The organism is Luteimonas sp. A478, assembly GCF_054052025.1.
This window is the reverse complement of sequence record NZ_JBSVRF010000002.1, coordinates 365,955-390,616: the sequence shown is the minus strand read 5'-3', so window position 1 is coordinate 390,616 and position 24,662 is coordinate 365,955. Positions and strand designations below refer to the sequence as shown.

At 65.8% G+C, this 24,662-nt stretch carries 21 protein-coding genes; 8 read left to right on the top strand and 13 right to left on the bottom strand.

The window, feature by feature from the left end:
• Positions 1-3 precede the first annotated feature (3 nt).
• Positions 4-1,896, bottom strand: a complete 1,893-nt coding sequence (gene speA, locus ACW7G3_RS05405; RefSeq protein WP_456981557.1) for an arginine decarboxylase — start codon at positions 1,894-1,896, stop codon at positions 4-6.
• A gap of 167 nt (positions 1,897-2,063) precedes the next feature.
• Here speA and speE point away from each other — a divergent pair, with 167 nt between their 5' ends.
• A complete protein-coding gene (gene speE, locus ACW7G3_RS05400; protein ID WP_456981556.1) occupies positions 2,064-2,915 on the top strand; it encodes a polyamine aminopropyltransferase in 852 nt (283 codons plus the stop codon).
• A gap of 57 nt (positions 2,916-2,972) precedes the next feature.
• On the opposite strand, the gene ACW7G3_RS05395 is transcribed toward speE, so the two are convergent.
• Together ACW7G3_RS05395 and ACW7G3_RS05390 are read right to left on the bottom strand one after the other, a co-directional pair.
• Positions 2,973-3,497, bottom strand: coding sequence for a hypothetical protein (locus tag ACW7G3_RS05395; protein ID WP_456981555.1), 525 nt, complete (start codon positions 3,495-3,497; stop codon positions 2,973-2,975).
• An 89-nt stretch (positions 3,498-3,586) separates the two neighbouring features.
• Positions 3,587-3,925, bottom strand: coding sequence for a P-II family nitrogen regulator (locus ACW7G3_RS05390; RefSeq protein ID WP_456981554.1), 339 nt, complete (start codon positions 3,923-3,925; stop codon positions 3,587-3,589).
• A gap of 185 nt (positions 3,926-4,110) precedes the next feature.
• Here ACW7G3_RS05390 and ubiK point away from each other — a divergent pair, with 185 nt between their 5' ends.
• The 3 genes from ubiK (at position 4,111) to ACW7G3_RS05375 (ending at position 8,133) form a co-directional block, all read left to right on the top strand.
• Entirely contained in the window at positions 4,111-4,407 is a 297-nt protein-coding gene (gene ubiK, locus ACW7G3_RS05385; RefSeq protein ID WP_456974451.1) for a ubiquinone biosynthesis accessory factor UbiK, read from the top strand.
• A 9-nt stretch (positions 4,408-4,416) separates the two neighbouring features.
• Positions 4,417-5,952 (top strand): YifB family Mg chelatase-like AAA ATPase, encoded by a 1,536-nt coding sequence (locus ACW7G3_RS05380; RefSeq protein WP_456981553.1) that lies wholly within the window; start codon positions 4,417-4,419, stop codon positions 5,950-5,952.
• A gap of 102 nt (positions 5,953-6,054) precedes the next feature.
• Complete coding sequence (locus ACW7G3_RS05375; protein ID WP_456981551.1) at positions 6,055-8,133, top strand: alpha/beta fold hydrolase; 2,079 nt, start codon at positions 6,055-6,057, stop codon at positions 8,131-8,133.
• Between the two features lie 119 nt (positions 8,134-8,252).
• On the opposite strand, the gene ACW7G3_RS05370 is transcribed toward ACW7G3_RS05375, so the two are convergent.
• Genes ACW7G3_RS05370 through ACW7G3_RS05355 form a run of 4 tightly spaced genes read right to left on the bottom strand, consistent with a single transcriptional unit; the run spans position 8,253 to position 12,051 of the window.
• On the bottom strand, positions 8,253-9,239 hold the full coding sequence (locus ACW7G3_RS05370) for a lysophospholipid acyltransferase family protein (RefSeq protein WP_456981549.1): 987 nt from the start codon (positions 9,237-9,239) through the stop codon (positions 8,253-8,255).
• Complete coding sequence (locus tag ACW7G3_RS05365) at positions 9,239-10,096, bottom strand: alpha/beta hydrolase family protein (protein WP_456981548.1); 858 nt, start codon at positions 10,094-10,096, stop codon at positions 9,239-9,241. Before ACW7G3_RS05365 ends, ACW7G3_RS05370 begins: the two co-directional genes overlap by 1 nt.
• 6 nt (positions 10,097-10,102) lie before the next feature.
• Entirely contained in the window at positions 10,103-10,852 is a 750-nt protein-coding gene (locus tag ACW7G3_RS05360) for a hypothetical protein (protein ID WP_456981546.1), read from the bottom strand.
• Positions 10,849-12,051, bottom strand: coding sequence for a hypothetical protein (locus ACW7G3_RS05355; RefSeq protein ID WP_456981545.1), 1,203 nt, complete (start codon positions 12,049-12,051; stop codon positions 10,849-10,851). Before ACW7G3_RS05355 ends, ACW7G3_RS05360 begins: the two co-directional genes overlap by 4 nt.
• A gap of 449 nt (positions 12,052-12,500) precedes the next feature.
• Between ACW7G3_RS05355 and ACW7G3_RS05350 the strand changes: the two genes are divergently transcribed.
• Positions 12,501-13,838, top strand: a complete 1,338-nt coding sequence (locus ACW7G3_RS05350) for an MATE family efflux transporter (protein WP_456981543.1) — start codon at positions 12,501-12,503, stop codon at positions 13,836-13,838.
• A gap of 212 nt (positions 13,839-14,050) precedes the next feature.
• On the opposite strand, the gene aceA is transcribed toward ACW7G3_RS05350, so the two are convergent.
• The gene (gene aceA / locus ACW7G3_RS05345; RefSeq protein ID WP_456974443.1) at positions 14,051-15,388 is read right to left on the bottom strand and encodes an isocitrate lyase; all 1,338 of its coding nucleotides are present in this window, start codon (positions 15,386-15,388) and stop codon (positions 14,051-14,053) included.
• A gap of 82 nt (positions 15,389-15,470) precedes the next feature.
• Entirely contained in the window at positions 15,471-17,135 is a 1,665-nt protein-coding gene (gene aceB / locus ACW7G3_RS05340; protein WP_456981541.1) for a malate synthase A, read from the bottom strand.
• Between the two features lie 111 nt (positions 17,136-17,246).
• Here aceB and ACW7G3_RS05335 point away from each other — a divergent pair, with 111 nt between their 5' ends.
• Positions 17,247-18,215 (top strand): LysR family transcriptional regulator, encoded by a 969-nt coding sequence (locus ACW7G3_RS05335; protein ID WP_456981539.1) that lies wholly within the window; start codon positions 17,247-17,249, stop codon positions 18,213-18,215.
• Between the two features lie 27 nt (positions 18,216-18,242).
• Here ACW7G3_RS05335 and ACW7G3_RS05330 read toward each other — a convergent pair whose 3' ends face one another.
• The 3 genes from ACW7G3_RS05330 to arfB are packed head-to-tail and all read right to left on the bottom strand — an operon-like array spanning position 18,243 to position 20,341.
• Positions 18,243-19,295 (bottom strand): hypothetical protein, encoded by a 1,053-nt coding sequence (locus ACW7G3_RS05330; RefSeq protein WP_456981537.1) that lies wholly within the window; start codon positions 19,293-19,295, stop codon positions 18,243-18,245.
• Positions 19,296-19,321: 26 nt separating this feature from the next.
• Positions 19,322-19,912 (bottom strand): lysophospholipid acyltransferase family protein, encoded by a 591-nt coding sequence (locus tag ACW7G3_RS05325; RefSeq protein ID WP_456981833.1) that lies wholly within the window; start codon positions 19,910-19,912, stop codon positions 19,322-19,324.
• A gap of 21 nt (positions 19,913-19,933) precedes the next feature.
• On the bottom strand, positions 19,934-20,341 hold the full coding sequence (gene arfB, locus ACW7G3_RS05320) for an alternative ribosome rescue aminoacyl-tRNA hydrolase ArfB (RefSeq protein WP_456981536.1): 408 nt from the start codon (positions 20,339-20,341) through the stop codon (positions 19,934-19,936).
• 128 nt (positions 20,342-20,469) lie between these two features.
• Here arfB and ACW7G3_RS05315 point away from each other — a divergent pair, with 128 nt between their 5' ends.
• Positions 20,470-20,964 (top strand): DUF2059 domain-containing protein, encoded by a 495-nt coding sequence (locus ACW7G3_RS05315; protein ID WP_456981534.1) that lies wholly within the window; start codon positions 20,470-20,472, stop codon positions 20,962-20,964.
• On the opposite strand, the gene ACW7G3_RS05310 is transcribed toward ACW7G3_RS05315, so the two are convergent.
• Positions 20,951-21,700, bottom strand: coding sequence for a pseudouridine synthase (locus ACW7G3_RS05310; RefSeq protein ID WP_456981532.1), 750 nt, complete (start codon positions 21,698-21,700; stop codon positions 20,951-20,953). The genes ACW7G3_RS05315 and ACW7G3_RS05310 overlap by 14 nt on opposite strands.
• A 108-nt stretch (positions 21,701-21,808) precedes the next feature.
• Here ACW7G3_RS05310 and ACW7G3_RS05305 point away from each other — a divergent pair, with 108 nt between their 5' ends.
• A complete protein-coding gene (locus ACW7G3_RS05305; RefSeq protein ID WP_456981530.1) occupies positions 21,809-24,592 on the top strand; it encodes a M16 family metallopeptidase in 2,784 nt (927 codons plus the stop codon).
• The last annotated feature ends 70 nt before the right edge of the window (positions 24,593-24,662 follow it).

Genomic DNA, 24,662 nt, shown 5'->3' with positions numbered 1-24,662 from the left:
GCATCAACCCAGCGGCGAATCGTCCAGGTAGGTGTATCCGGTCAGGCCCGCCTCCAGCGCCTCGTTCAGGCGGGATGCTTCGGACTTGGACAGGTCCGCGGCGCCGACCTTGGCGCGGTAGATGCGGCGCAGGTCGTCTATACGGTAGCCCACGTAGTCGAGCATCACATCGGTGGTGTCGCCGCGGCGCTGCTGGGTGATCGCATAGCCGCCGGCTTCGTCGAGCTTGACCTCGATCGCATCAGTGTCACCGAACAGGTTGTGGATGTCGCCGAGGATCTCCTGATAGGCGCCCACCAGGAAAAATCCCAGCCGATAGCTCTCGCCGGGGCGCAGCGGGTGCAACGGCAGCGAGCTGTCCAGGTCCTCGTTCTCCACGTAGGTGTCGATCTTGCCGTCGGAGTCGCAGGTCAGATCGGCGATGGTGCCGCGGCGGGTGGGTTCCTCGTCCAGGCGATCGATCGGCACGATCGGGAACACCTGGTCGATCGCCCACACATCGGGCATGGATTCGAACACGCTGAAGTTGACGAAGTACTTGTCCACCAGCCGCTCGCTGAGCTCATCGAGCAGCGGGCGGTGGCTCTTTTCGTGATAGGTCAGCCGCGCCTTCACCGCGTGGGCGATGGCGTAGAACAGGTCGTCGATGCGCGCGCGATGCACCAGGTCCAGCTGGCCCAGCGCATACAGGGCCAGGCCCTCGGCGTGGTGGTGCTGGGCTTCGTGGAACAGCTCCACTGCCGGGCGCTGCTCCATTTCGGCGTGGATCGCGCGCAGGTGCCGCATCACCGGCGGCTCATCGTCATGTTCGTCGGGGAGCCGGCCTTCCGGGGCCGCTTCAACCTCGGAGACGTTGGCCACCAGCATCGCATGATGGGCGGTCATGGCGCGGCCACACTCGGTCACGATCCGCGGCTGCGCCAAGCCGGCTTCGGCGCAGGCTTCAGCCAGCGGCTGGACGATATTGGAGGCGTACTGGGCAATGCCGTAGTTGACCGAGTTGTAGCTGCGCGAGCGAGTGCCCTCGTAGTCGATGCCCAGACCGCCGCCGACGTCGAAGTATTCAATGTTCGCGCCCAGCTTCGACAGCTCCACCAGGTAGCGCGTGGCCTCGCGCATGCCCCGGGCGATGTCGCGCACGTTGGAGATCTGCGAGCCCATGTGGAAATGCAGCAGCCGCAGCGCATCGTCCATGCCGGTATCGCGCAGCGACTTCCACAGATCCAGCAGCTGGCGCGGCGAGAGCCCGAACTTGGCTTTGTCGCCGCCCGAGTTCTGCCATTTGCCCGCGCCCAGCGTCGCCAGGCGCATGCGCACGCCCAGCGCCGGCTCAACGTCCAGCACTTTGGATTCCTCCATCACCAGGCGCAGTTCGGAAGGCTTCTCGATGACGATGAACACGTTCATGCCGAGCTTGCGCCCGATCAGCGCCAGGCGGATGTACTCGCGGTCCTTGTAGCCGTTGCAGATCACCAGCCCGCCGGGCCGCGAGAGCGCCAGCACCGCCATCAGCTCGGGCTTGCTGCCTGCTTCAAGGCCAAACCCTTCCCCGGCATGTGAGGCCAGGGTGCCGGCCACGCCGCGATGCTGGTTGACCTTGATCGGATAGACAGCGGTATAGCCGCCGTCATAGTCCGCGTCGGCCTGGGCCTGCGCAAAGGCCTCCTGCAGCGCGCGCAGGCGATCGCTGAGGATGTCCGGGAAGCGCACCAGCACCGGCAGGTTCACGCCCTGCTCCAGCGCGCGGTCAACCACGTCGGGCAGCACCACCGACGGGCCATCCGGACCCCGCGGACGCACCAGCATCCGGCCGCCGTCATCCACGTCAAAATAGCCCGAGGACCAGTGCGGAATCGAGTAGGTCTTGCGGGCGCGGTCAGGGGACCAGGCGGTCATGGGCATGATCCGGAACGGGGGAGCGGTAATTGTAGGCCGGTCTTGGTCCGCCACGCCCCGACCGATTTTTCCACGGGCCATACTCACGGAGCGCCGCTGGCTTGATGGCAGCAACACCGCGGCCACCCTACAATGCGCGGCTTCCGCAACGCCCTGGACACCGCCGCATGAATGCCCCCACCTGGCTGTACGAAAACTTCGAGCCCACCGGCTCGGCGATCGGCTTCCGCGTCACCCGCAAGCTGGACGAAGTGCAGTCACCGTTCCAGAAGATCGAGGTGTATGAATCGACCGACTGGGGCAATGTCATGCTGATCGACGGCGCGATGATGGTCACCAGCCGCGACAACTTCCTCTATCACGAGATGATGTCGCACCCGGCGCTGTTCACCCACCCGGACCCGAAGCAGGTGGCGATCATCGGCGGCGGCGACTGCGGCACCCTGCGCGAGGTGCTGAAGCACCCGGGCGTGGCGAAGGCCGTGCAGTGCGATATCGACGAGCAGGTCACGCGCATGGCGGAGAAGTACTTCCCCGAGCTGTGCGAATCCAATCGCGACCCGCGCGCGCAGATCCTGTTCGACGACGGTATCGCGTGGATGGAAAAGTGTGCCCCGGGCAGCCTCGACGTGATCATCGTGGATGCCACCGATCCGGTCGGCCCGGCCGTGGGCCTGTTCAACCAGGCGTTCTTCGAAAGCTGTTTCCGCGCCTTGGGTGAGGACGGGATCCTGGTGCAGCAGTCCGAGTCGCCGCTGGTGCTACTGGACCTGATCCGCGGCATCCGCGCCGAGATGGGCAAGGCCGGCTTCGACAGCTTCCAGACCCTGTCCTTCCCCCAGCCCTGCTACCCCAGCGGCTGGTGGAGCTGCACCCTGGCCCGCAAGGGCGGGCGCGGCTTCGATTTCCGCGAAGCCGACGCCGCTGCAAAGCTGTTTGACACCAGCTACTACAGCGCCGACATCCACAAGGCGGCGCAGGTGCTTCCGCCCTTCATGAAGGACGCTCTGGCGCCGTAACGAAAGCCGCGAGGACGGCCGGACTGCCGAAGCAGCCGGCCGAGTACGCAGGGGGATTCAGTTGCTTCCGCCGCGCCAACCCGATTGCGGGCCGCAGGTGGTGCACAAGGTGCCGCGGTCGGTCATGGCGTCCCGGGCTTCCTGCTGCTCGGCCCGGCGCTCTCCTACGGTACGGCACACATTGGTGGCCATGCGGCTGCCCACGGTCCGCTCGCGGCGGCAGATCATGCGGTCGTCTTCAGCCTTGTTGATGATGGCCGAGATGGCTTCAAGGGAATTGAACAGCTCCATCTGCTGCTCCCGCGGCAGCTCGGTTGAACTTTCCTTGTCCTCGAGCAACTGCAGTACCAGCGTCTGGTGTCCACGCAATTCGCCCATGACCGTCGGGTTCATTTCTTTGTAGCGGCCGCGGCCGGCCGCCGCCTCGGCCTGGATTTCCCGCTGCTGGGCAACAATGGCCTGGGCGTCCGTATTGATCATGATCTGGGAGGCGCCGGCCTGGGGAGCGCCTGCCTGGACGGCATCAACCCGGGAATCACCAGCCTGTACCGCCGCGGCCAGCAGGAAAGCTGCCACCCCCAATGAAATCTTTCCACACCTGCGCATATCCTCACCCCTTTTTATGACCGTGTCCGCAGGATGAGCAAGGATGTGCGCTGCGTCAACGCCAACTACAGGGCATCACCGTCAAGTTCACCGGTACGGATCCGCACCACGCGCTCCAGCGGCTGCACGAATATCTTGCCGTCACCGATCTTGCCGGTATTGGCCGAAGCAAGGATCGCCTCCACTACCGGATCCAGCTGGTCCTGGGTGACCGCTACCTCCAGCTTGAGCTTGGGCAGGAAGTCGACCACGTATTCGGCGCCGCGGTAGAGCTCGGTGTGGCCCTTCTGGCGACCGAACCCCTTCACCTCAGTCACGGTGATGCCGGTCACACCGGCCTCGGCCAGTGCTTCTCGCACGTCGTCGAGTTTGAACGGCTTGATGATGGCCACGACCATCTTCATCACGCGGACTCCATCTGGACTGGGCGCAGCATAACCGGCCAAGGCATGCCCTACACGCCGGGTACAATGCGCCACCGTACGGTCTGGTCAGGCTTTTCCTACTCCCTGACACGGCCGCCGCCGACAGCATTCCTCCGCGCCCTGCGACATGCTGCCCCCAACACTCCCCGGAGGATGGACAACCCATGATCGATCTCGGCCACATTGACGACCTCGCCCGCCGCCTCAGCGGCCTGGTCCCGCCTTCCATGCGCGAAAGCCGCGAAGAATTGCAGGAAAACTTCAAGGCCGTCCTGCAGAGCGGCCTGACCAAGCTCGATCTGGTCAGCCGGGAAGAATTCGAGGTCCAGCGCGCCGTCCTGCTGCGTACCCGCGAAAAACTCGAGGCGCTGGAACAGGCCGTGCAGTGGCTGGAAGCAGAGCTGGAAGGCAAACCTTCCGCGTCCTCGGCCCCGCCCTCTCCGACCCCTCCCTCACACTGAGTCCTCCCCATGACACTCGCACTCGTGCATGGACGCGCGCGTGCGGGGGTATCGGCCCCCGCGGTGGCGGTTGAGGTCCATCTGGCAGGGGGGCTGCCCGGCATGTCCATCGTCGGCCTGCCGGAAGCCGCGGTCCGCGAAGCCAAGGACCGTGTCCGCGAAGCCAAGGACCGTGTCCGCGCCGCCATCCAGTGCGCGCAGCTCGAATTCCCCCAGCGGCGGATCACCGTCAACCTCGCCCCGGCCGACCTGCCCAAGCATGGCGGGCGATTCGACCTGCCCATCGCACTTGGCATCCTGGCCGCCAGCGGGCAGATTCCCGCCGAAGCGCTGCGCGACGCCGAATTCATTGGTGAGCTTGGCCTGACCGGCGAACTGCGCGCGGTGGACGCCGTGCTGCCTGCCGCGCTGGCCTGCGCGGCCGCAGGCAGACGGCTGATCGTTCCCGCGGCCAATGCCGGCGAAGCCGCCCTGGCTGCAGGTGCGCAGGTCTTTGGCGCCCGCACCCTGCTGGAAGTCTGCGCCCTGCTCAGCGGCCGGAAGTCGCTCCCCGCAGCCAGCCCGGCCCCGCTCCGTCCACGCACGGGGCCGGACATGCGTGATGTCCGTGGCCAGCTGCAGGCCCGGCGCGCGCTGGAGATCGCAGCGGCTGGAGAGCATCACCTGCTGTTTTCCGGGCCTCCCGGCTGTGGAAAAACCCTGCTGGCCTCGCGCCTGCCCGGCCTGCTGCCGCCAATGGACGAATCACAGGCGCTGGAGGCCGCTGCGGTGGCGTCAGCAGCAGGGCGCCAGCTTGACGTCAGCCGCTGGCGGGAGCGCCCGTTCCGCGCCCCGCACCACACTGCCAGCCCTATTGCGCTGGCCGGCGGTGGCGGCGAACCACGTCCGGGAGAAATCTCCCTGGCCCATCACGGTGTCCTGTTCCTGGACGAACTGCCCGAGTGGCAGCGGCGCGCACTGGAAGTGCTGCGCGAGCCGCTCGAGTCAGGCTCGGTTACCGTGTCCCGCGCCGCCCGGCAGTGCACCTTTCCCGCCCGCTTCCAGCTGGTGGCAGCCATGAATCCCTGCCCCTGCGGCTGGGCCGGCGATGTCTCAGGCCGATGCCGCTGTGGAGAGGACGCCATCCACCGCTATCGGGCGCGGGTATCGGGCCCGCTGCTGGACCGGATCGACCTGCACGTGGACGTGCGCCGGCTGCCGGCGCAGCTGCTGCGCCCCGATGCCCCCGACGGAGAAGCCAGTGCGCCTATCCGTGCCCGGGTGGAAGCCGCGCGCGAACGGCAACTGACACGTGCAGGCGTGCCCAACGCACGCCTGGACCATGCCCGCACGCTGGATACCTGCCGCCTGGCATCCCCCGACCAGCTGCTGCTCGAGCGCGCCATCGAATCGCTCCAGCTGTCCGCTCGGGCCATGCATCGCATCCTGCGCGTGGCCCGCACCATTGCCGACCTGGCCGACAGCGATTCCATTGCCACCGTGCATCTGACCGAAGCGCTGGGCTATCGCGGCTTCAACAGCCAGCAGGCCCCGCTGGCCGCCTGACCCTGTCGATGGTCATCGGGCGGATTTAACACCCACGCAACACGCGAAGCCCCGGTTCCGGCTAAATTCCGCCGGTGCTGCACCACTCAACGGGGAATACCAATGCAACATCGTTCACTGCTGCTTGCCAGCTGCATCGCACTGTCCCTCGCCGCCTGCGGTCCGCGCGGTGACAACGGCGACACGGACACCGCCGTCCGCACCGGGCCGTCCTCCATCGACGAAGTGGAGCTGATCCCGCGCGAAGCCCTGTTTGGCAACCCCGAGCGCGCCAGTGTGCGCATCAGCCCGGACGGCCAGTACCTGAGCTGGATCGCACCGGTCGGCGGGGTGCTCAACCTCTGGGTTGCCCCCGCCGATGACCTCAACAACGCGCGTCCGGTCACCCGTGACGAGGGTCGGGGCATCCGCGCCTATTTCTGGAGCTATCGTCCCGGCACCCTGCTGTACCTGCGTGACAGCGGTGGCGACGAAGACTTCCACCTCTATGCGCTGGACTTGGAGAGCAGCGAAAGCCGCGACCTGACGCCGTTCGAGAAAACCACGGCCACCGTGGTCGGAGTCAGCCGCAACCACCCGGACAGCATCCTGGTGGGCATGAACGACCGCGACCCGCAGTGGCACGACCTGTACCGGGTGGACCTGGCCAGCGGCGAGCGCACGCTGGTGGAAGAAAACAGCGGCAAGATCGCCGGCTACCTGGCCGACGCCGACTACAACCTGCGCTACGCCATGCGTTCGCGCCAGGACGGCGGCATGGACATCCTGCGCCGCGAGGGCGATGGCTGGCAGGAACACGATGCGATCCCGTTCGAAGACGCGATGAGCACCTCCCCCAGCGGCCTGACCCTGGATGGGCAGACCCTGTACATGCTCGATTCGCGCGATCGCAACACCTCCGCCCTGTACGCGATCGATACCGCCAGCGGAGAGCGGACCCTGATCCATGAAGACGGGCGCGCCGACGTCAGCGGCAGCCTGTCCGACCCGGCCACCGGCGAAATCCAGGCGGTGTCGGTCAACTACCTGCGCGACGAGTGGACGGTGCTGGACGACAGCATCGCCGCGGACCTGGAGAAGCTGGAACAGATCGGCCCGGGCGAAGTGGGCGTGGGCTCGCGCACCCTCGACGACCGCACCTGGATCGTCACCTATTCCGCCGCCGAGGCCCCGGCCAGGTACTACCGCTACGACCGCGACAGCGGCGAGCTGGCCGAGCTGTTCTCGGCCCGTCCTGCGCTGGATGGCATGCCGCTGGTGCCGATGTGGCCAGTCGAGCTGAGCTCACGGGACGGCCTTAACCTGGTCAGCTACCTCACCCTGCCCGCCCACGCCGACCCTGACGGCGACGGCAAGCCCGACACCGCTGTGCCGATGGTCCTGCTGGTGCACGGCGGCCCGTGGGCGCGCGACTATTACGGCTACAGCAGCTACGACCAGTGGCTGGCCAACCGCGGCTACGCGGTGCTGAGCGTGAACTTCCGCGGCTCCACCGGCTTCGGCAAGGAGTTCACCAACGCCGGCGACGGCCAGTGGGGCGCGAAGATGCATGACGACCTCATCGATGCGGTGCAATGGGCGGTCAACGAAGGCATCACCACCGAGGACAAGGTGGCCATCATGGGCGGCAGCTACGGCGGCTATGCGACGCTCGCCGGCCTGACCTTCACCCCCGACACCTTCGCCTGCGGCGTGGACATCGTGGGGCCGTCCAACCTCAACACCCTGCTTGAAACCGTACCCCCGTACTGGGCGAGCTTCTTTGAGCAGCTTGCCCGCCGCATGGGCGACCCGCGCACCGATGAAGGCCGCACCTGGCTGACCGAGCGCTCGCCGCTGTCCCACGTGGACAACATCAGCAAGCCGCTGCTGATCGGCCAAGGCGCCAACGATCCACGGGTCAAGCAGGCCGAGAGCGACCAGATCGTCGACGCGATGACGGAGAAGGAAATCCCGGTGACCTACGTGCTGTTCCCCGACGAGGGCCACGGCTTCGCCCGGCCGGAGAACAACATGGCGTTCAACGCGGTGGCCGAGGGTTTCCTCAGCCAGTGCCTGGGCGGGCGCGCCGAACCGATCGGCGACCTCACCGGCTCCAGCATCCAGGTGCCGACCGGCGCCGACATCGTTCCGGGGTTGGCCGAAGCGCTCGAATCGCACACTCCCGAGGTCCGCAACTAGGCCGCCCCCACGCGGCCGACACCTTCAACCACACGGTGGGCGGAGAACCCCGGTGCGCCTGGTTGCGATCGCCGGGGCATCTCTGCGGCATGGGAGGACACCAGCGGCGAACATTAGGTTTATTGTGAAATCGCGGCGAAGCCGTCACCCAGGAGAGGGATACGTCTGAGCAGCGTAGGCGAGGAAAGCAGCTTGTCCCGTAGCGCAGCGACAAAATCTTCCGACGTCACCAGTTCCCGGTCCAGCAATCTGCTTGAACGCTCTCGCAACGAAACCCAATAATTCCAATGGACGGGGTCCTCTCGGAATTGTCGTTCCATCTCGGAAACCAAGGCGGTCATAAACTGGAACTGGGATTGCGCTTCATCCTCGTCTGCGTAGCGGGACGGATCAATTGGGTTCCCCATTACGACGTCAAACCCGAAGGACGCACCGGGAGTCGCGTAAAGAGGCACCACAGTCGAATTCGTCCGAGTAGCGAAAAACGCAGTGCCTGGCATCACCCGCAGCAGGCGTCCCAAGAACGGCACCGCCGTGGTCGTGGACGACTCGAAATAGACGTCGGGCAGGATCGCAAGGCATTCCCCTCGTTTGAGTGCCTTGAGCGCGGCCACCGTGCCCCTGCGGTCAGGGTACAGAACCGAACCATCACAACCCAGCCGCGTGAACAATTCCCCGTATTGGGCGTTGCTCGGCGTGACCTTCGGGTCGTTGAATATTACGTTGAGCTTTTTCCTGCCGTTGCAAAGTTGGCTTAGCTTCATCAGGAGCGGTATGAAGGCCCCGTAATGAGGTGTTGCGAGGATAAGTCCGCCTGACTGCGATAACATATCATGCAAGCGTGATGCTGAATCCACCCGGACGCGCGTGCGAAGGATTTTCTCCACCTCCTTAACCGGAGCCTGGAATCCGCAGCGCAGCAGCAGCATCGACCGCCAGAGTGAAAGCAATACATCAGATTCGAATTTCCGGCGACCAATCCCGAAATCGATCTCGAGTTCCCGCAGTGTCCGGCTTGCCTTCTTCCCGGGATGCCTAACTTCCGGCAAAAGCCGTGCTAGGGCAACTCCGGCGGGCACGGCAGCATAGGCCAGTCGCCGCAGCATCACGGCCACTCTCCCAGAAACCCTTGGACAACTTCACGCGCCCCGGCGTGTTCTATGGTATTGCCGTGGCCGCGACCTGGAATCACATGAAGGTCCGCGTCGACCCCATTGCTTTCCAGGTCATCCCTCAGCCTGCGCATGAGCGATGGTCGAGTTTGTGTATCGGCCTCCCCAACAAGCAACAGCACCTTGCCCTGAAAGTCCGCCAGACGGGAAACGTTATCTATCTGCGATAGGCGAGAGTCGACCTCGAAGGAAACAAAGGGCTTCGCGAACCATGGCACGAGGCTTCGCATCAGCTCGGATACGCTCGGCGCAGTTCCCTCCAGAACAAGCATCTCGGGCGATCGCTCTGCCGCTACATGGGTTGCCATGAACCCGCCCATGGACGCGCCGTAAACAGCACGCTGGTCGTATGACGCACCATCACCCACCATGTGCGCGTCGTAGACGAGGATTGCGGCCTGCATCAGCCCTTCGACCGTGGGCGTCCCGGAGCTACCCCCATAGCCCGGATAATCAAACATGACGACATCAACCGAGGAAGGCAACGCCGCACTTACTCGCCCTCCCTCAACGTTGGTCCGGAACTGGTTACCACCGCAGTAAAGGACTGCAACCTTGTTTCCAGGCTTGGAGATTCGCGTAACTGCGATCTGGCCATTGTGGGTTTCGATCACCGATCGATCAATGACCTGGCCCTCGCGCAGCTCGGCGTCCGGTCGATGATCTGGTCGCATGAAGTCAGATTCCGACACACGAATCGTTTTACACCCGATCATCGAAGCACATAGCGCAACCAGCACCACCCACCTGACCGCCAAGGATAACCGCCGCCATTTCCTGTCTTTGTCCATATTCAATCATCCTGATTGCTGTGTGTTCACCGACGTGACGAGCAGGCTCCCCTTGCCATACTCGTTGAGCGCTTCTATCAATCTCTGAATGTCCCGTTCGCACCCGACCTTGTGCAGGAGCATCGTCCGCAGGATCGACTCGAGGTCGCGGCAGTCCTCCCTCAAACTGGCATGAAAGCCGTCCTCGGTCTTTGCGGCCAGGCTGTTCCCCGCGCGCCAGTCGCGAGGATTCAGCCAAGCCTCTCTTTCAATGGGCCGCAGCAGGTCTCGAAGGGTGGAGTGCAGAATGTCAGACTCTTGGTGCGGGCCAAGGGTGATCGGGCGCAGTTGGTATGTCCGCGCTCCGAGCCACGAGGAAACACTCAGGAGCTTTGGCGCATGTCGCAGTGCCAGCAAAGGCTCCATGACGGAGAAGAACCTAGCCTGCCCCAGGAACTTCACCTTAACGAACGAGGGACCATCGCCAACGATCAGCTCAGGGAAGCTGATGACGGGTTGTTCCAGCGGCCCAGATCTTGATGCAGCTTGGATGATCTCTGCAGGCGTCCTCAGACGCCCGACCAGCGGGTCCTTAGGCGCCAGATTGTCAAAAATGGCGCCTTTGGTAACCCAACACGCTCCAGCCTGACATACAGCTCGCGCCAGTTCGACCGAGCGATCCGTCGCCGGAAGAACAAGAAGTAAATTTGGTCCATAGGACCGAATTTGCCGCACCAGCAATTGCTGCCACAGCAGGCAACCCAAAGATATTCTCATTGTGCTTCCTTGTCCGATGCTGCATGAGCTTCCGGTTTGAAAATCCCCCAGAGCGCCCGGACGCACCTGCGCAGAAGAACCAAGACGATGAGTGAAAGAAGGCTGGCGACAATAACAGCCGTTACGATGTCGCCCCGGCTGTGATCAACGCCCGAGAAAATATTCTGCACCGTCCGCACAAGGGCCGTACCCAGGGACGCGAACAGGTAACCGAAGTACAGAACCGTGGCCGTCGAGAAACCCGCCAGCGCCCACTTCTGAGGGTTGCCAAGTGGCGATTGGCCGGGCCGCCCGAGCAGTCGCGCGGCCACCTGACGCGCACAGTCCGTGATCCGGGAGTGCAGATTCGTGTAACCGGTCAGATCCGTCAGCAGCCAGTATCCGTCGAACTTGAGCGTGGGATTCAACGTGTAAAGCATCATTAAATGACTTATCCACATCACCAGTAGGGGTATGACCGGATCCTTGGAGACCAGCGCCCACGCCCCAATGCCCACCATGTAGATGCCCTGGAAGTACAGACCGCCAGCATCGACCACTGCACGATGCCGCGCGCGAAGACGCCATGCCTCGGACACGTCGGCATAGAACGTGGGAAAGATCCAGTAGATTCCGAAGCCGATGCCCCCACTCTTTCGACCGAAGCGCCGGAGTGCACTAACGTGTCCAAGCTCATGAATGAGAACGCCGACGAGCACCAGTCCCATCACCGGAAGCCAGTTCGTCATCCCGCCTCCTCGCAGTGGCAGCGGATCTTGGATCCATTTGGAGAGCACCGCAACGTCAACTGCTATCAAGAGGACAAGGAACGTCATGGCCAGCGGTTTGTTCACCAGTCGCGAGGTAACTCGCACCAAAGGCTCCAGTGCCGCTCTGGAGAACAGGTGTATCCTCCAACTGAACGGTGTTTTCTGACCTTCTTCCGATCGCTGAAAGATTGCAGGCGGAAGCTGGTTTTCCACGACCTCCCGGAGAAAATCGGGATCCAGACTGTCCCCTACCTCGCGCCGCATATGCTCGGCCAACAGCTTGTAGGTCGTCTGGGCGCGAAGCGCGTCGATCAGGCACGCGGTAGCACGATCCACAAGAAAGTGATGCCAGTCAACGGCCACGATATACCGTTCGCGCCCCCCTACACTTTCGGAAGGCTCGACAATCACGTCTCCCCGCGTTACCGGGCAGGCACTTGATGAGTTCATTCAGTTGGGACAGGCGGAGGGTTCAAACGGCACCCACGCATGACGTGAGTGCCGCACGCATTACAGCGGCCTTACGTCACCGCCGATACACGTGTAGTTGTGACAGCACGCTTCATTAGCTGCCTCACTCCCCTGGCTCAAGGACGTGTCCCACGCCGCTCCGCCAATGTTAACCACTTCCATTTCGAAGCGGGCTTCCAGCTCCTCAATTACAAACAGTTCCGTCTTCATAGCTGCTTTCCTTGTGCTATGGAAATGAACGACACGGATGTGACGTTCAGTCGCTCTTCATTGAGCGACGCCAAACCCTAGCTGAACGGTTCGCAAGGCGCAACCTCCTGACGGGCCCCGGCCAAATTCGACATCGTCCCAAGCAACACCGAGCATGCAAGAGTCCTGCAACTTCTCGACGCTCTCCGGATTCCGGTCGGGGCGGCATCATATCGGCCATGACCGTTTCCTCCCCCGCCCCCCTGACCCGCGGCTCTGTCGCCCGCCAGGCATGGCCGATCATCCTCGCCAACGCCGCCGTCCCCGCGCTGGGACTGGTCGACACCGCGGTCATCGGCCACTACGGCACCGCCACTGAACTTGGCGGCCTGGCGCTGGGCGCGCTGCTGTTCAACTTCGTCTACTGGAGTTTCGGCTTCCTGCGCATGGGCACCACGGGCTTCGTGGCCCAGGCCGCAGGCGCGGGAGACGAGGCCGAAGTACGCGCCGCGGTGAGCCGCGCGGTGCTGATGGCATTGGGCCTGGGCGCGATCCTGATCGCGGTGCAGTGGCCGGTGGTCAGGCTGTACCTGGGACTGATGGACGGCAGCGAAGCGGTCGAGGCCGCCACCGCCGGGTACTTCCAGACCCGCATCTGGGGCGCACCAGCGGCGCTCACCCTGTTCGCTTGCAGCGGCCTGCTGATCGGCCTGGGCCGCAGCCGCGAACTGCTGATCGTGCAGCTGTTGCTCAATGGACTCAACGCGGGCCTGGACATCTGGTTTGCTGGTTACCTGGGCATGGGGGTGCGCGGCATCGGCCTGGGCACGGCGATCGCCGAGTGGAGCACCTGCGGGGTCGCACTCGCGATCGTCTGGCGGGTCCTGCGCGCCCACCATGCAGACAGCGGTGCGTTCCTGTCCTGGGAGCGCATTGCCGATGCCCAGCGCATCCGCCAGTCGATGGCGGCCAATGGCGACATCCTGATCCGCACCCTGTGCCTGCTGTTCGCCTTCGCCTGGTTTGCCAACGCCGGCGCCCGCTTCGGCGATGTGACCCTTGCCGCCAACCACATCCTGCTGCAGCTGGTGTCCTTCAGCGCGTTCTTCCTGGACGGCTTCGCCTTCGTGGCCGAAGCCCGGGTGGGTGCGGCCTGGGGGGCGCGCAGCCGCGACCGCTTTCGCCGCGCGGTACGTCTGACCAGCGAGCTGGCCGTCGGCACCGCCGCAGTTCTGGCCGCGCTGATCCTGCTGCTTGGCCAACCCGCCGTCAGCGCCATCACCACCCTGCCCAACGTGCGCGAGGCCGCCTTCGCCAACCTGCCGTGGGCGGCGGTGTACGTACTGGTTTCAGTCGCGGCATTCCAGCTCGACGGCGTCTTCATCGGCGCCACCCGCACCCGCGAGATGCGCAATGCCGGGGTGATCTCGCTGGTCGTGTTCCTGCTCGCGGCCTGGCCGTTCACCGCCGCCTGGGGCAACCACGGCCTGTGGGCGGCGTTCGTGGTCTACGTCATCGCCCGCGCTGGGGCGCTGTGGCCGTACTTCCGGCGGATGGAGGCGGGGCTGGCGGCATGATCCCGCCCCCCCCAGGGCCACCCGGCAGCGTGCCCCGCTTTTGTAGGAGCGCGCCATGCGCGCGATACCGCGTGACGTTTGGCAACGCCTTGGGGCTTCGGTTCCGGCGTCGCTGCCGAGGCGACCCGGGCGCCCGGATTCACGCGGCTTCGCGCGTAAGACGCTCTCCTACGCGGGGTCAGGCCCGCTGGTGGACCGCGGGTGATGCGGCCCTAGGCCGCCGCTCTGCGCCGCTCCTGGAACTGCGCCTCCTCGGTTGATCCGTCCATGGCGGTGACGCTGGAGGCGCCACCCTGGATCACGGTGGTGACGTCGTCGAAGTAGCCGGCGCCGACCTCCTGCTGGTGGGACACAAAGGTGTAGCCGAGCGCCCGCGCTGCAAACTCCGGCTCCTGCACTTGTTCCACGTAATGACGCATGCCTTCGCCGCGGGCGTAGTCGTGGGCGAACTTGAAGCTGTTGAACCAGTTGATGTGGATGCCGGCCAGGGTGATGAACTGGAAGCGGTAGCCGAGCGCGGCCAGGTCGTCCTGGAAGCTGGCGATCTGGCGGTCGTCTAGGTTCTTCTTCCAGTTGAAGCTGGGCGAGCAGTTGTAGGCCAGCAGCTTGCCGGGAGATTTCGCGTGCACGGCCTGGGCGAATTCGCGGGCGAAGCCGATATCCGGAGTGCCGGTCTCGCACCACACCAGATCGGCGTAGGGTGCGTAGGCGACACCGCGGCTGATCGACTGCTCCAGCCCGTTGCGTACCTTGTAGAAGCCTTCGGCGGTGCGTTCACCGGCGAGGAAGGGAACGTCGTTGGCGTCGTGGTCGGAAGTGATGAGGGTGGCGGCCTCGGCGTCGGTGCGGGCCAGCACGATGGTCGGCACGCCGGCCACGTCGGCGGCCAGGCGCGCGGCGACCAGCTTCTGCACCGCTTCGGCGGTGGGCACCAGCACCTTGCCGCCCATGTGGCCGCACTTCTTCACCGCCGCCAGCTGGTCTTCGAAGTGCACGCCCGCTGCGCCGGCGGCGATCATGTTCTTCATCAGCTCGAAGCCGTTGAGAACGCCGCCGAAGCCGGCTTCGGCGTCGGCCACGATCGGCAGGAAGAAGTCGATCGCGTCTTTCTCCTCCAGCTTGCCGTCGCAGACCGCCTTCCATTGGATCTGGTCGGCGCGCTGGAAGGTGTTGTTGATGCGCCGGACCATGGCCGGCACCGAGTCGTAGGCGTACAGCGACTGGTCGGGGTACATGGTTTCCGACGTGTTGCCATCGGCCGCCACCTGCCAGCCGGACAGGTACACCGCCTCCAGCCCGGCCTTGGCCTGCTGCATGGCCTGACCGCCGCTGATCGCGCCGAAGGCGTTGACGTAGCCTTTCTTCGCCTCGCCATTGACCAGCTGCCACAGTTTCTCCGCGCCGCGCTTTGCCAGGGTGTGTTCGGGCTGCACGCTGCCGCGCAGGCGAACGACATCGGCGGCGGAGTACGGGCGCTCGGTGCCGTTCCAGCGCGGATTGCTGGACCAGTCATGGGTGAGGGATTCGATCTGCTGCTGGCGGGTGGTCATGTCGGACTCCGGAAGTCGTGGTTCGCGAATTGCAAATTGCGGGAATGGCGGGACCAGCGGGAATGGCAACCGTCTGCCGCGCTCACAAGCGCTCGTAGGCGGGGACGGTGAGGAAGTCTTCGAGCGTGTCGCGGCGGGTGAGGTCTTCGAGCATGGCCAGCGCCTCGCGCATGCGGCCGGCGCCGGGGAGCGCCGGGTCGGCCAGGCGCGAGGCCACGTTGAGCAGGGCCGCTTCGAACAGCACGGCGTCGATGGCAGTCCCGTCATCCAGATACAGCGGCTCGCGCGCGGCGTTGCCCTCGCCGCCGCGAGCCTCCTGGCCGAACGATCCGGAATGGTGCAGCCACTGCCACAGCTGGGCGCGAGCGATCTCGGCGGTGGCCGCATCTTCCATCAGCCAGTGGATCGGCACGCAGCCGCTGCCGTCGAGCCATGCGGCGAGGTAGCGCACGCACACTTCGATGTTGTTCTCGAAGCCGGTGCGGGTAATGGTGCCCAGCGGCGGAGTGATCAGCTCGCCGCGCCCCACCAGCACGTCGTCGCGAAGCAGGTGCTGCTGGTGGGCGGTGGGCATGCGCTCGTCGAACACCTGCCGGGCAAGCGGAATCAGCGCCGGATGCGCCACCCAGGTGCCGTCGTGGCCCGCGGTGACCTCGCGCAGTTTGTCGGCGCGCACCTTGGCCAGCGCGAGGGCATTGGCCTGCGGATCTCCACTGACCGGGATCTGCGCGGCCATGCCGCCCATGGCATGGGCGCCGCGGCGGTGGCAGGTCTGGATCAGCAGCTCCGCATAGGCCTTCAGGAACGGCTGGGCCATGGTCACCTGGCCGCGCTCGGGCAATACCCGCCCCGGATGCCGGCGGAAGGTCTTGATGTACGAAAAAATGTAGTCCCAGCGCCCGCAGTTCAGCCCGGCGACGCGGCCGCGCAGCGCATGCAGGATCTCGTCCATCTCGAACGCCGCCGGCAGGGTCTCGATCAGCACGGTGACCTTGATCTGGCCGGCCGGCAGGCCGAGCGCCTGCTCCATATGCCCCAGGGCGTCGTCCCAAAGCTGCGCTTCTTCCATCGACTCCAGCTTGGGCAGGTACAGATAGGGTCCGCGGCCCTTCGCGGCAAGCACGTCCGCATTGTGGAAAACATGCAGTCCGGCATCGAACAGCGAGGCCGACAAGCGCGCGCCGTCGACCAGCGCGTGCTTCTCATCCAGGTGCCAGCCGCGCGGGCGCACCAGCAGCACGGCCTGCTCATCAAACGGGCGCAGGCGGTACTGTTTGCCGCCGCCTTCGAACTCCAGGGTGCCTCGCGCCGCCCCGCGCAGCGCGCGCTGGCCGGCAGTAAGGTTGTCCCAGGTGGGCGCGGTGGAATCCTCGAAATCCGCCATGTAACAGTTCGCGCCAGAGTTGAGCGCGTTGATGACCATCTTCGGGTCCACGGGGCCGGTGATCTCCACCCGCCGGTCGCGCAAGGCTTCAGGCAGCGGCGCCACCCGCCACTCGCGTTCACGGATCGCCCGGGTGTCTTCGCGGAAGTCCGGCACCTGGCCAGCGTCGAAGCGGACCTGGCGGGCCCGGCGCGCAGCAAGCAGGTCAAGGCGGCGGGCGTCGAACTGATGATGCAGGTCGACCAGGAAGGCGCGCGCCGCCGGCGGAAGCAGGTCAGCGGCCGGGCCTGCGGAGAGGGACAGGTCCAGCGTCCACATTGGGGAGGAGAGCGTCTGGGGAAGTTCCTTGAGCACGGCGGACATGGGGCATTCCTGGATTGCTGCGGGTGCGAAACACCGTCTCCCGCCACCAACTATTTGACAAAGCATTTTTTTCAATGCCTATCATTAGTAAAACTTATATGGATATGCGCCGTGAGCGAAAATCCCGTCACACCGCCGCGATTCGCCTACAAGGGCGACCGCATCAAGCCGCTGCGGGCGTTTTGCCAGACCGCCAGGCTGGGATCGGTGTCACGGGCGGCAGAGGCGCTGTTCGTGAGCCAGCCGGCGGTCACCCAGCAGCTGCAGGCGCTTGAACGCGACCTGGGCGTACCGCTGCTGGAGCGGGCGGGACGGCGGATGCTGCCCACCCGCGAAGGCGAAGTGCTGTACGAACTGGCCGCGCCGCTGGTGGAAAGCATCGACGCCTTGCCCGACACCTTCCGGCAGCGGATCCGGGGCATGGACGCGGGCGAACTCAACATCGCCGCCAACAGCACCACCACCCTGTACCTGCTGCCCAGGCTGATCGCCGCCTTTCGCGCCGCCCATCCCGATGTGCGCGTGGTGCTGCACAGCGCCATCACCGCCGACGGCGCCGACCTGGTGCGCGACAACGTGGTCGACCTGACCTTCGGCTCCATGGTCGATGTGCCGGCCGACATCGACTACGCGCCGGCCTACCGCTTCGAGCACATGCTGATCACCCCGCGCGACCATCCGCTGGCGCAGGGCTCCACGCCCGGTCTGGAGGACATCGCCGCCCACGACCTGATCCTGCCGCCGCGCCGCCAGGTCACCCTGCGCCTGGTGGACCAGGTGTTCCAGCGCAGCCGCGTGCCCTACCACGTGGCCCTGGAAGTGGACGGCTGGGAAGTGATCAAGCAGTACGTGGCGATGGGCATGGGGATCAGCATCGTGTCCTCGGTCTGCCTCAACGAGGCGGATGCCCAGACGCTGGCGATCCGCCCACTGGACGGCCTGTTCCCGGCGCGCAGCTACGGGGTGATCATGCGCAAGGGCAAGATATTGCCCCCTCCCGCGCGCGCCTTCGTCGATCTGGTGCAACCCGACCTGTTCACCCGGCGCGACTACTGGGACAGCGGCCACTCCGAGCGCTAAGCCGCGGCGCCCACTTCCCCTCTCCGGTCAGCCTGGCCCGCAGGCTTCGCGTTGCACGTCGCTGAGCCCGCCGTTGGTGAATATCCCCAGCTCGGCCGGGTCCTCCCTGGTGGGCGTCCATGACCGCTCCCAGGCATCCGCGGTGGCGCTGGCCTTGCTCACCGCGGCGGCGCCCTCCTGCATGACCAGGCGCTCGAGCCCGAAGTCCACCGCCATCCTCAACCGGTGGGCCTCCGGCAACCCACGCACGGTCGGGTGTCGCTGCATGGCAAACAACACCGCCAATGCCTGCCCGGCGTCGGGCTGGACCACCTGGGCGAGGAAGGTCCGGCGTCCCGGCCGGGCGGTTTCGGGCACCGTGTCATCCGGTGGCAGGTACGCCATGGCCAATGCGTGGAGCATGGCCAGGTCGCCGCCGATGGCCGCCCGGCGGGCCATCGCTTCCGCTTCGCGGTGATAGGTGGCCAGCTCCGGCACCGCACCCATCATGTCGTCGAACCGGAACGCGTTGCCGATGACGTAGTGCCGGATCGCCGCCGGATGGCCACCCAGCGCGGCGGTGCGCCAATAGCGCGCACGCTCACCGGCATCGGGTTCCTGGATGTCGGCACAGTGCGCAGAGTCACTGGCCGCGGTCTCCGCCATCGCTTCGATTTCTTCCAGGCGGCTGGCAAAGGCCTGCCTGTGCTCATCCGGCGCTTCGTCAACCAGCCGCTGCATTTCCCTGCGCGTGGCGCTGAACGCGCCCACCGTAAGACGCAGCTCCCCGCAGCGCTCCAGCTCCGCGGCGACCCGGCATGCCGCTGCCACGTCGCCCGTATCCGCGCGCCGCACCAGGTCATCCATCACCAGCCGCAGCGGCGCATCCAGCGGGGGCAGGGGGAGATCTGCGACGCCCACTGACCGTGGAACACCCCTGTCCGTCCCCCGTGTGGCGACAGGACGGTCGGGAGCGGCTTCCACCGCTTCGGTCACCCCAGCGCTCTCCCGCACCGGTTCACCAGAGCGCCAGATGGGCACCACGATCACCAGGATCGCTGCCACCACCATGGCCACCACTGCCCAACGCCTTCCGCTCATGTCATGGCCTCCCTGCCGTGATCATGTCATTCCGTCCCGCGGTTGCGCCCCTGCCAGGGGCGGTACCACGTGCGGATGCGGGCAATATCGGCTTCGGCATCGCCGGTGGTGTAGAACGGTTCGCCGAAACCGATGACCTTGTCCGGATAGTGGAAATAGGCGGGAACGATCGGCGTCCGGGTGGCATCGGCAATCTTCCAGAAGCCTGTCTTCCAGTGCTCCACCCGCTTGCGGGTGCCTTCCGGAGCCAGTGCAAACCACAGCTGCTCTGAACGCACCAGCATCTGCGCGGCCTGGCCCACCGTGCCCTGGGGCGCGTTCCGGTCCACCGGGATCACTCCGAGCTTGCCCAGCAGCACCGACAGCGGCCACCAGAACAGCTGGTGCTTGCCGAGCACGGTAATGCGGATGCCCAGCGCCAGCTTGGCCGCGAACCCCCACAGCCCGTCCCAGTTGGATGAGTGCGGCGCGGCGATCACCACGGCCTTGGGCAGATCAGGCAGTGGCCCCACCACACGCCAGCCGCCGAGCCGCAGCACGGTGCGCCCGAACCAGCGCCAAAAAACGCTGTAGGGCACCCGGGGCACGCTGGGCGGCACCTCGGGCAGCAGCGGCACTTCAACCCCCTTGTCCACTGGCTACTCCCACTCCCTGGCCGAACGGCCACGCTTGATCTGGCCACGCACGCGCTTGTCCTGCAAGCGGCGTTCCTTGGAACCGCGGGTCGGCCGGGTGGCAATCCGCGGCTTGGGCGGCTGCGCCCCCTTGGCGATGAAGTCCTGCAAGCGCGCCCTGGCATCTTCGCGATTGCGCTCCTGGGTACGGTAGCGCTGGGCGTTGATCACCAGCACTCCTTCTGACGTCACGCGGCGGTCGCGGCGCGAGAGGAGCCGCTCGCGAATGGGTTCAGGCAGCGACGGCGAGGCGGCGATGTCGAAGCGCAGCTCCACCGCGGTCGCCACCTTGTTGACGTTCTGGCCCCCAGGCCCGGACGCGCGGATGAACCGTTCGGTGATCTCGTCTTCTGGGATTTCCGGAACCGCCATCGACACCCTCCTGGCGCTGATTCTATCCCCGCCGCCTATCCCCGCCGCTGCTCACGCCCTTGTTGCACCGGCAGCCGGCCCACGGGAGGATGGCCGCTCTTTTCGGGGAGAGGTCCATGAAGATGTCGATGAAACTGTATTTGCGTACGTTCTCGCTCGCCGTGCTGCTGGTCCTGGTGCCGCCGGCTTTTGCCCAGCAGCCCACCCAGGAGCAGGTCGGCCGCCTGCTGGAAGTCATGCGCGCCCAGCAGACGCTGGAAGCGATCCTGCCGCAGGTGCAGGCTTCCCAGCAGCAGATGGTGGCCCAGGCAACCGCCGGCCAGCAGCTTGACGCCGCCGAGCGCGAGCGGATCGATCGCATCGTTGCCCGCGGCAACACCGCCATGGCCCAGGCGCTGTCCTGGGAGAAGCTGGAGCCGGTGTACCGCGATATCTACATGGCCACCTTCACCGGTGAAGACATGGACGCGATGATCACGTTCTATGAAAGCCAGGCCGGCCAGCACCTGCTCGACAAGATGCCCCAGCTGATGCAGAACACCATGCAGGCGGTGCAGCAGATGTTGATGCCGATCCTGGCCGAGCTTGAGCAGGACCTGGCCGCCGAGTTCAACGGGGAATAAGCACCTCGTCACGGGCGGCCTGGAGGTCGCCCGCTTCCAGCTTGAACAGCGCCAGGGCGCGGCCGAATTCCGCCTCCAGCGGCGCTTCGACCCGCAGCCGGCGACTGCCCTGCGGGTGATCAAACGCCAGCGCGCTGGCGTGCAGCAGCATGCGGTGGATGCCCATCATGCGGTACTGCCGGTTGTGGCGGCCGTCGCCGTGGCTGGTATCGCCAATCAGCTGGTGTGACGCATGCTTGAGGTGACGCCGGATCTGGCGGAAACGCCCGGTCTCCGGCATGGCCCGCAGCAGCGCATAGCGCGAGGTGGGAAAGCCAGCCGAGGGCACGTCCAGCTCTGCCGTGGCCAGCCGCTCGAAGCGGGTGATGGCTGGCTTCTTCAGCGGTTTCCCCGGCCCGCCATCCAGCGGATGGTCAACGGTGAACTCCGCCTCCGGCCAGCCGCGGCAGATTGCCAGATACTCCTTGCCCACGGTGCGCGACATCAGCTGCTCGCCCAGCGCCGCCGCGGTGGCGCGGTCGAACGCCAGCAGCAGGCAGCCGCTGGTGGCCCGGTCCAGGCGATGGGCCGGATACACCGGCCGGCCAAGCTGCGCCCGCAGGCGGTTGACCAGGAAGTCGGTCTCACCGCGGGCCAGGCGGCTGTCATGCACGGTCAGTCCCGGCGGTTTGTTGACCACCGCCAGATGCTCGTCGGCATGCAGGATCGGAATCCCCCGGTCTTCTGGCCTGTCCATTCCCAGCGCTTGCAGATCCATCAACTGAACATACCTGCTGTGAGCCCGTTCCGGATCGGCAGCGGGATTTTTGCTATTTTCGCCGCTCACCAAAGGAAGGGGAAATCCATGTTGAAACGGTTGCAGGGGTCGCGGCGCCTGGCTGCGATGCTCATGGCGCCTGTCCTGGCGCTGATGCTCACTTCGCCAGTGATCGCCCGCCAGCAGGTTCCGGCCGAGCCGGTGCTCAGCGCCGAAGGCATCAGCGAATACGCCTTGGACAACGGCATGCGGGTGGTGCTGTTTCCCGATTCCAGCAAGCCGGTCACCACCGTCAACGTGACCTACCTGGTCGGCTCGCGCCACGAGAACTATGGCGAAACCGGCATGGCGCATTTGCTTGAACACCTGGTGTTCAAGGGCACGCCGACGCACGACGACATTGCCGGCGAGATGCGCAAGCGCGGCATCGGCTTCAACGGCACTACCTCGCTGGACCGCACCAACTATTTCGCCAGCTTTGCCACCAGTCCCGACACCCTGGCGTGGCTGCTGCAGATGGAAGCCGACCGCATGGTCAACTCGCACATCTCGCGCGAGGACCTGGACAGCGAGATGACCGTGGTCCGCAACGAGATGGAGATGGGCCAGAACAACCCGATCATGTTGCTCGCGCAGCGGATCCTCTCCTCCGCCTATGCGTGGCACAACTACTCCAACCTGCCGATCGGCGCGCGCTCGGACGTGGAAAACGTGCCGATCGATCGGCTGCAGGCGTTCTATCGCACCTGGTACCAGCCCGACAATGCTGTGCTGGTGGTGGCCGGAGACTTCGATCCGAACGCGACCCTGCAGCTGGTCGCCGACACTTTCGGCGCCATCCCCCGGCCCTCGCGGGAGTTGCCGCAGTTCTACACCGTGGAGCCGGCCCAGGACGGCGAACGCAGCGTCACCGCGCGCCGCGTGGGCAAAACGCCGTACATGGTCCTGGCCTATCACATTCCTGCCACCCGCCATCCCGACAGCGCCGCGCTGGCAACGCTTGCGCAGGTGCTTGTCCACACGCCCACCGGGCGGCTGCACCGTGCATTGGTGGAGTCGGGCAAGGCGAGCGGGGTATTCCAGATCGACTTCTCGCTCGATGAGCCCGGTCTGCTGATGTTGGGGGTGGAGGTGCCCGAAGGCAGCGACCTGGATGCGTTGGAAACGCAGTTCATCCAGCTGGTCGAGGAAGCCGCCGGCGAGCCGTTCACCGCCGATGAGGTGACCCAGGCCCGACAGCGGATGCTGACCGCGATCGAGGTGGCCATGCGCGATCCCAATGCGGTCGGCATCGAGCTTTCCGAAGCGATCTCACAGGGTGACTGGCGCCTTCTCCTGCTCGGCCGCGACCACCTCGAACAGGTCACCGAAGAGGACGTGGCCAGGGTCGCCGACGCCTATCTGCGGCGCAGCAATCGCACGCTCGGACGCTTCATTCCCAGCGATGCCACCGAACAGGTCGAGATTCCAGAGGCGCCGGAGGCGGCGACCCTTCTGGAAGACTACCAGGGCCGCGAAGCGATGGCCGCCGGCGAGGCGTTTGATCCGTCGCCGGCCAATATCGACTCTCGCACCGTGACCACCACCCTGGACAACGGGGCGAAGCTGGCGGTGCTGGCCAAGTCGACGCGCGGACAGTCCGTGCAGCTGCGCATCAATCTGCGTCTGGGCGATGAGCAGTCACTCACCAACCGCGCGTTCGCAAGCAATCTGGTTGCGCCGATGCTGATGCGCGGCACCCGCGAGCTGGACCGCGCGGCGATCTCGCGCAGGCTCACCGAACTCAAGTCCACGCTCATGATCAGCGGTGGCGCTACCACTGTCTCGGTCACCGGCACCACCGACCGCGACAACCTGCCGGCGCTGCTGGAGCTGGCCACCACGCTGCTACGCGAGCCGACCTGGCCGGACAGTGAATTCGAGCAGCTGCGTACCCAGATGGTGACCGGCATCCGCAGCAGCATGACCGAGCCTCAGGCAATTGCCTCCGACGCTGCGGGCAGGTACTTCGACCGCTGGCCTGAAGGCCACCCCTACCACCAGCTCGGTTTCGAAGAGCGGATCCAGGCCATCCAGACAGCCACGCTGGATGATCTGCGGGCCTTCCACCGCGATTTCTACGGTGCCGCCGACGCCAGCATCAGCATCGTTGGCGACGTGGACACCGCGGCGGTGCAGGCACAGGTGACCGAACTGCTGGGCGACTGGGAGGCGCCGATCGCCTTCACCCGCATCCCGGGGCCCTACCACAGCATGCCGGCCGTGCGTAAGCAGCTGGAAACACCGGACAAACCCAACGCCATGCTGGTCGCGGTGCAAACGGTGCCGGTGGGCGAGGAGCACGAGGATTATCCTGCGCTGGTACTGGGCAATCACATCCTCGGCGGCGGCATGCTCAAGTCGCGACTCGCCGACCGCATCCGCGAGCGCGACGGGCTCAGCTATGCCGTTGGCTCGAACCTCAGCGCCAGCGCGCTGGACGAAGCGGGCAACTTCACGCTGTACGCCATCGCTGCGCCGGAGAACATTCCGGGCGTGGAGGCGGCGATGGCCGAGGAGCTGGCACTGCTGCTGGACAAGGGCATCGGCGGGGAAGAGCTGGCCGAGACCGTGGAAGGCATGCTTGAAGGCCGCCGCACGTCGCGCGCGGATGACGGCGAGCTGGCGGGCATGCTCGCTGGCAACCTGTACCTGGACCGGACCATGGCCGATTGGGCCAGGTTCGAGGACGACCTGCGCGCGCAGACGCCTGACAGCGTGCACGCCGCGCTGCGCCGCCACCTGCGCCCGGCCGAGATCTCATATTTCGTCGCCGGCGACTTCGAAGCTGCCCAAGGCAAGGCCCCTGTCAGGGCTCCAGAGGCTGACTGAAGCGGCTGACGGGAGACCGGGTCGACCACACACCAACGCGCGGGCCGGCACCGGCCCGCGTGTTGGCGAC

Coding starts and splice junctions, on each gene's coding strand:
- ACW7G3_RS05310 (WP_456981532.1), bottom strand. CDS start 21,700: ATGGACAGGCCAGAAGACCGGGGGATTCCGATCCTGCATGCCGACGAG.
- ubiK (WP_456974451.1), top strand. CDS start 4,111: ATGATCGATCTCGGCCACATTGACGACCTCGCCCGCCGCCTCAGCGGC.
- ACW7G3_RS05390 (WP_456981554.1), bottom strand. CDS start 3,925: ATGAAGATGGTCGTGGCCATCATCAAGCCGTTCAAACTCGACGACGTG.
- ACW7G3_RS05315 (WP_456981534.1), top strand. CDS start 20,470: ATGAAACTGTATTTGCGTACGTTCTCGCTCGCCGTGCTGCTGGTCCTG.
- speE (WP_456981556.1), top strand. CDS start 2,064: ATGAATGCCCCCACCTGGCTGTACGAAAACTTCGAGCCCACCGGCTCG.
- ACW7G3_RS05380 (WP_456981553.1), top strand. CDS start 4,417: ATGACACTCGCACTCGTGCATGGACGCGCGCGTGCGGGGGTATCGGCC.
- aceB (WP_456981541.1), bottom strand. CDS start 17,135: ATGTCCGCCGTGCTCAAGGAACTTCCCCAGACGCTCTCCTCCCCAATG.
- ACW7G3_RS05330 (WP_456981537.1), bottom strand. CDS start 19,295: ATGAGCGGAAGGCGTTGGGCAGTGGTGGCCATGGTGGTGGCAGCGATC.
- arfB (WP_456981536.1), bottom strand. CDS start 20,341: ATGGCGGTTCCGGAAATCCCAGAAGACGAGATCACCGAACGGTTCATC.
- ACW7G3_RS05305 (WP_456981530.1), top strand. CDS start 21,809: ATGTTGAAACGGTTGCAGGGGTCGCGGCGCCTGGCTGCGATGCTCATG.
- ACW7G3_RS05350 (WP_456981543.1), top strand. CDS start 12,501: ATGACCGTTTCCTCCCCCGCCCCCCTGACCCGCGGCTCTGTCGCCCGC.
- ACW7G3_RS05355 (WP_456981545.1), bottom strand. CDS start 12,051: ATGAACTCATCAAGTGCCTGCCCGGTAACGCGGGGAGACGTGATTGTC.
- ACW7G3_RS05365 (WP_456981548.1), bottom strand. CDS start 10,096: ATGGACAAAGACAGGAAATGGCGGCGGTTATCCTTGGCGGTCAGGTGG.
- ACW7G3_RS05370 (WP_456981549.1), bottom strand. CDS start 9,239: ATGCTGCGGCGACTGGCCTATGCTGCCGTGCCCGCCGGAGTTGCCCTA.
- aceA (WP_456974443.1), bottom strand. CDS start 15,388: ATGACCACCCGCCAGCAGCAGATCGAATCCCTCACCCATGACTGGTCC.
- ACW7G3_RS05375 (WP_456981551.1), top strand. CDS start 6,055: ATGCAACATCGTTCACTGCTGCTTGCCAGCTGCATCGCACTGTCCCTC.
- speA (WP_456981557.1), bottom strand. CDS start 1,896: ATGACCGCCTGGTCCCCTGACCGCGCCCGCAAGACCTACTCGATTCCG.
- ACW7G3_RS05360 (WP_456981546.1), bottom strand. CDS start 10,852: ATGAGAATATCTTTGGGTTGCCTGCTGTGGCAGCAATTGCTGGTGCGG.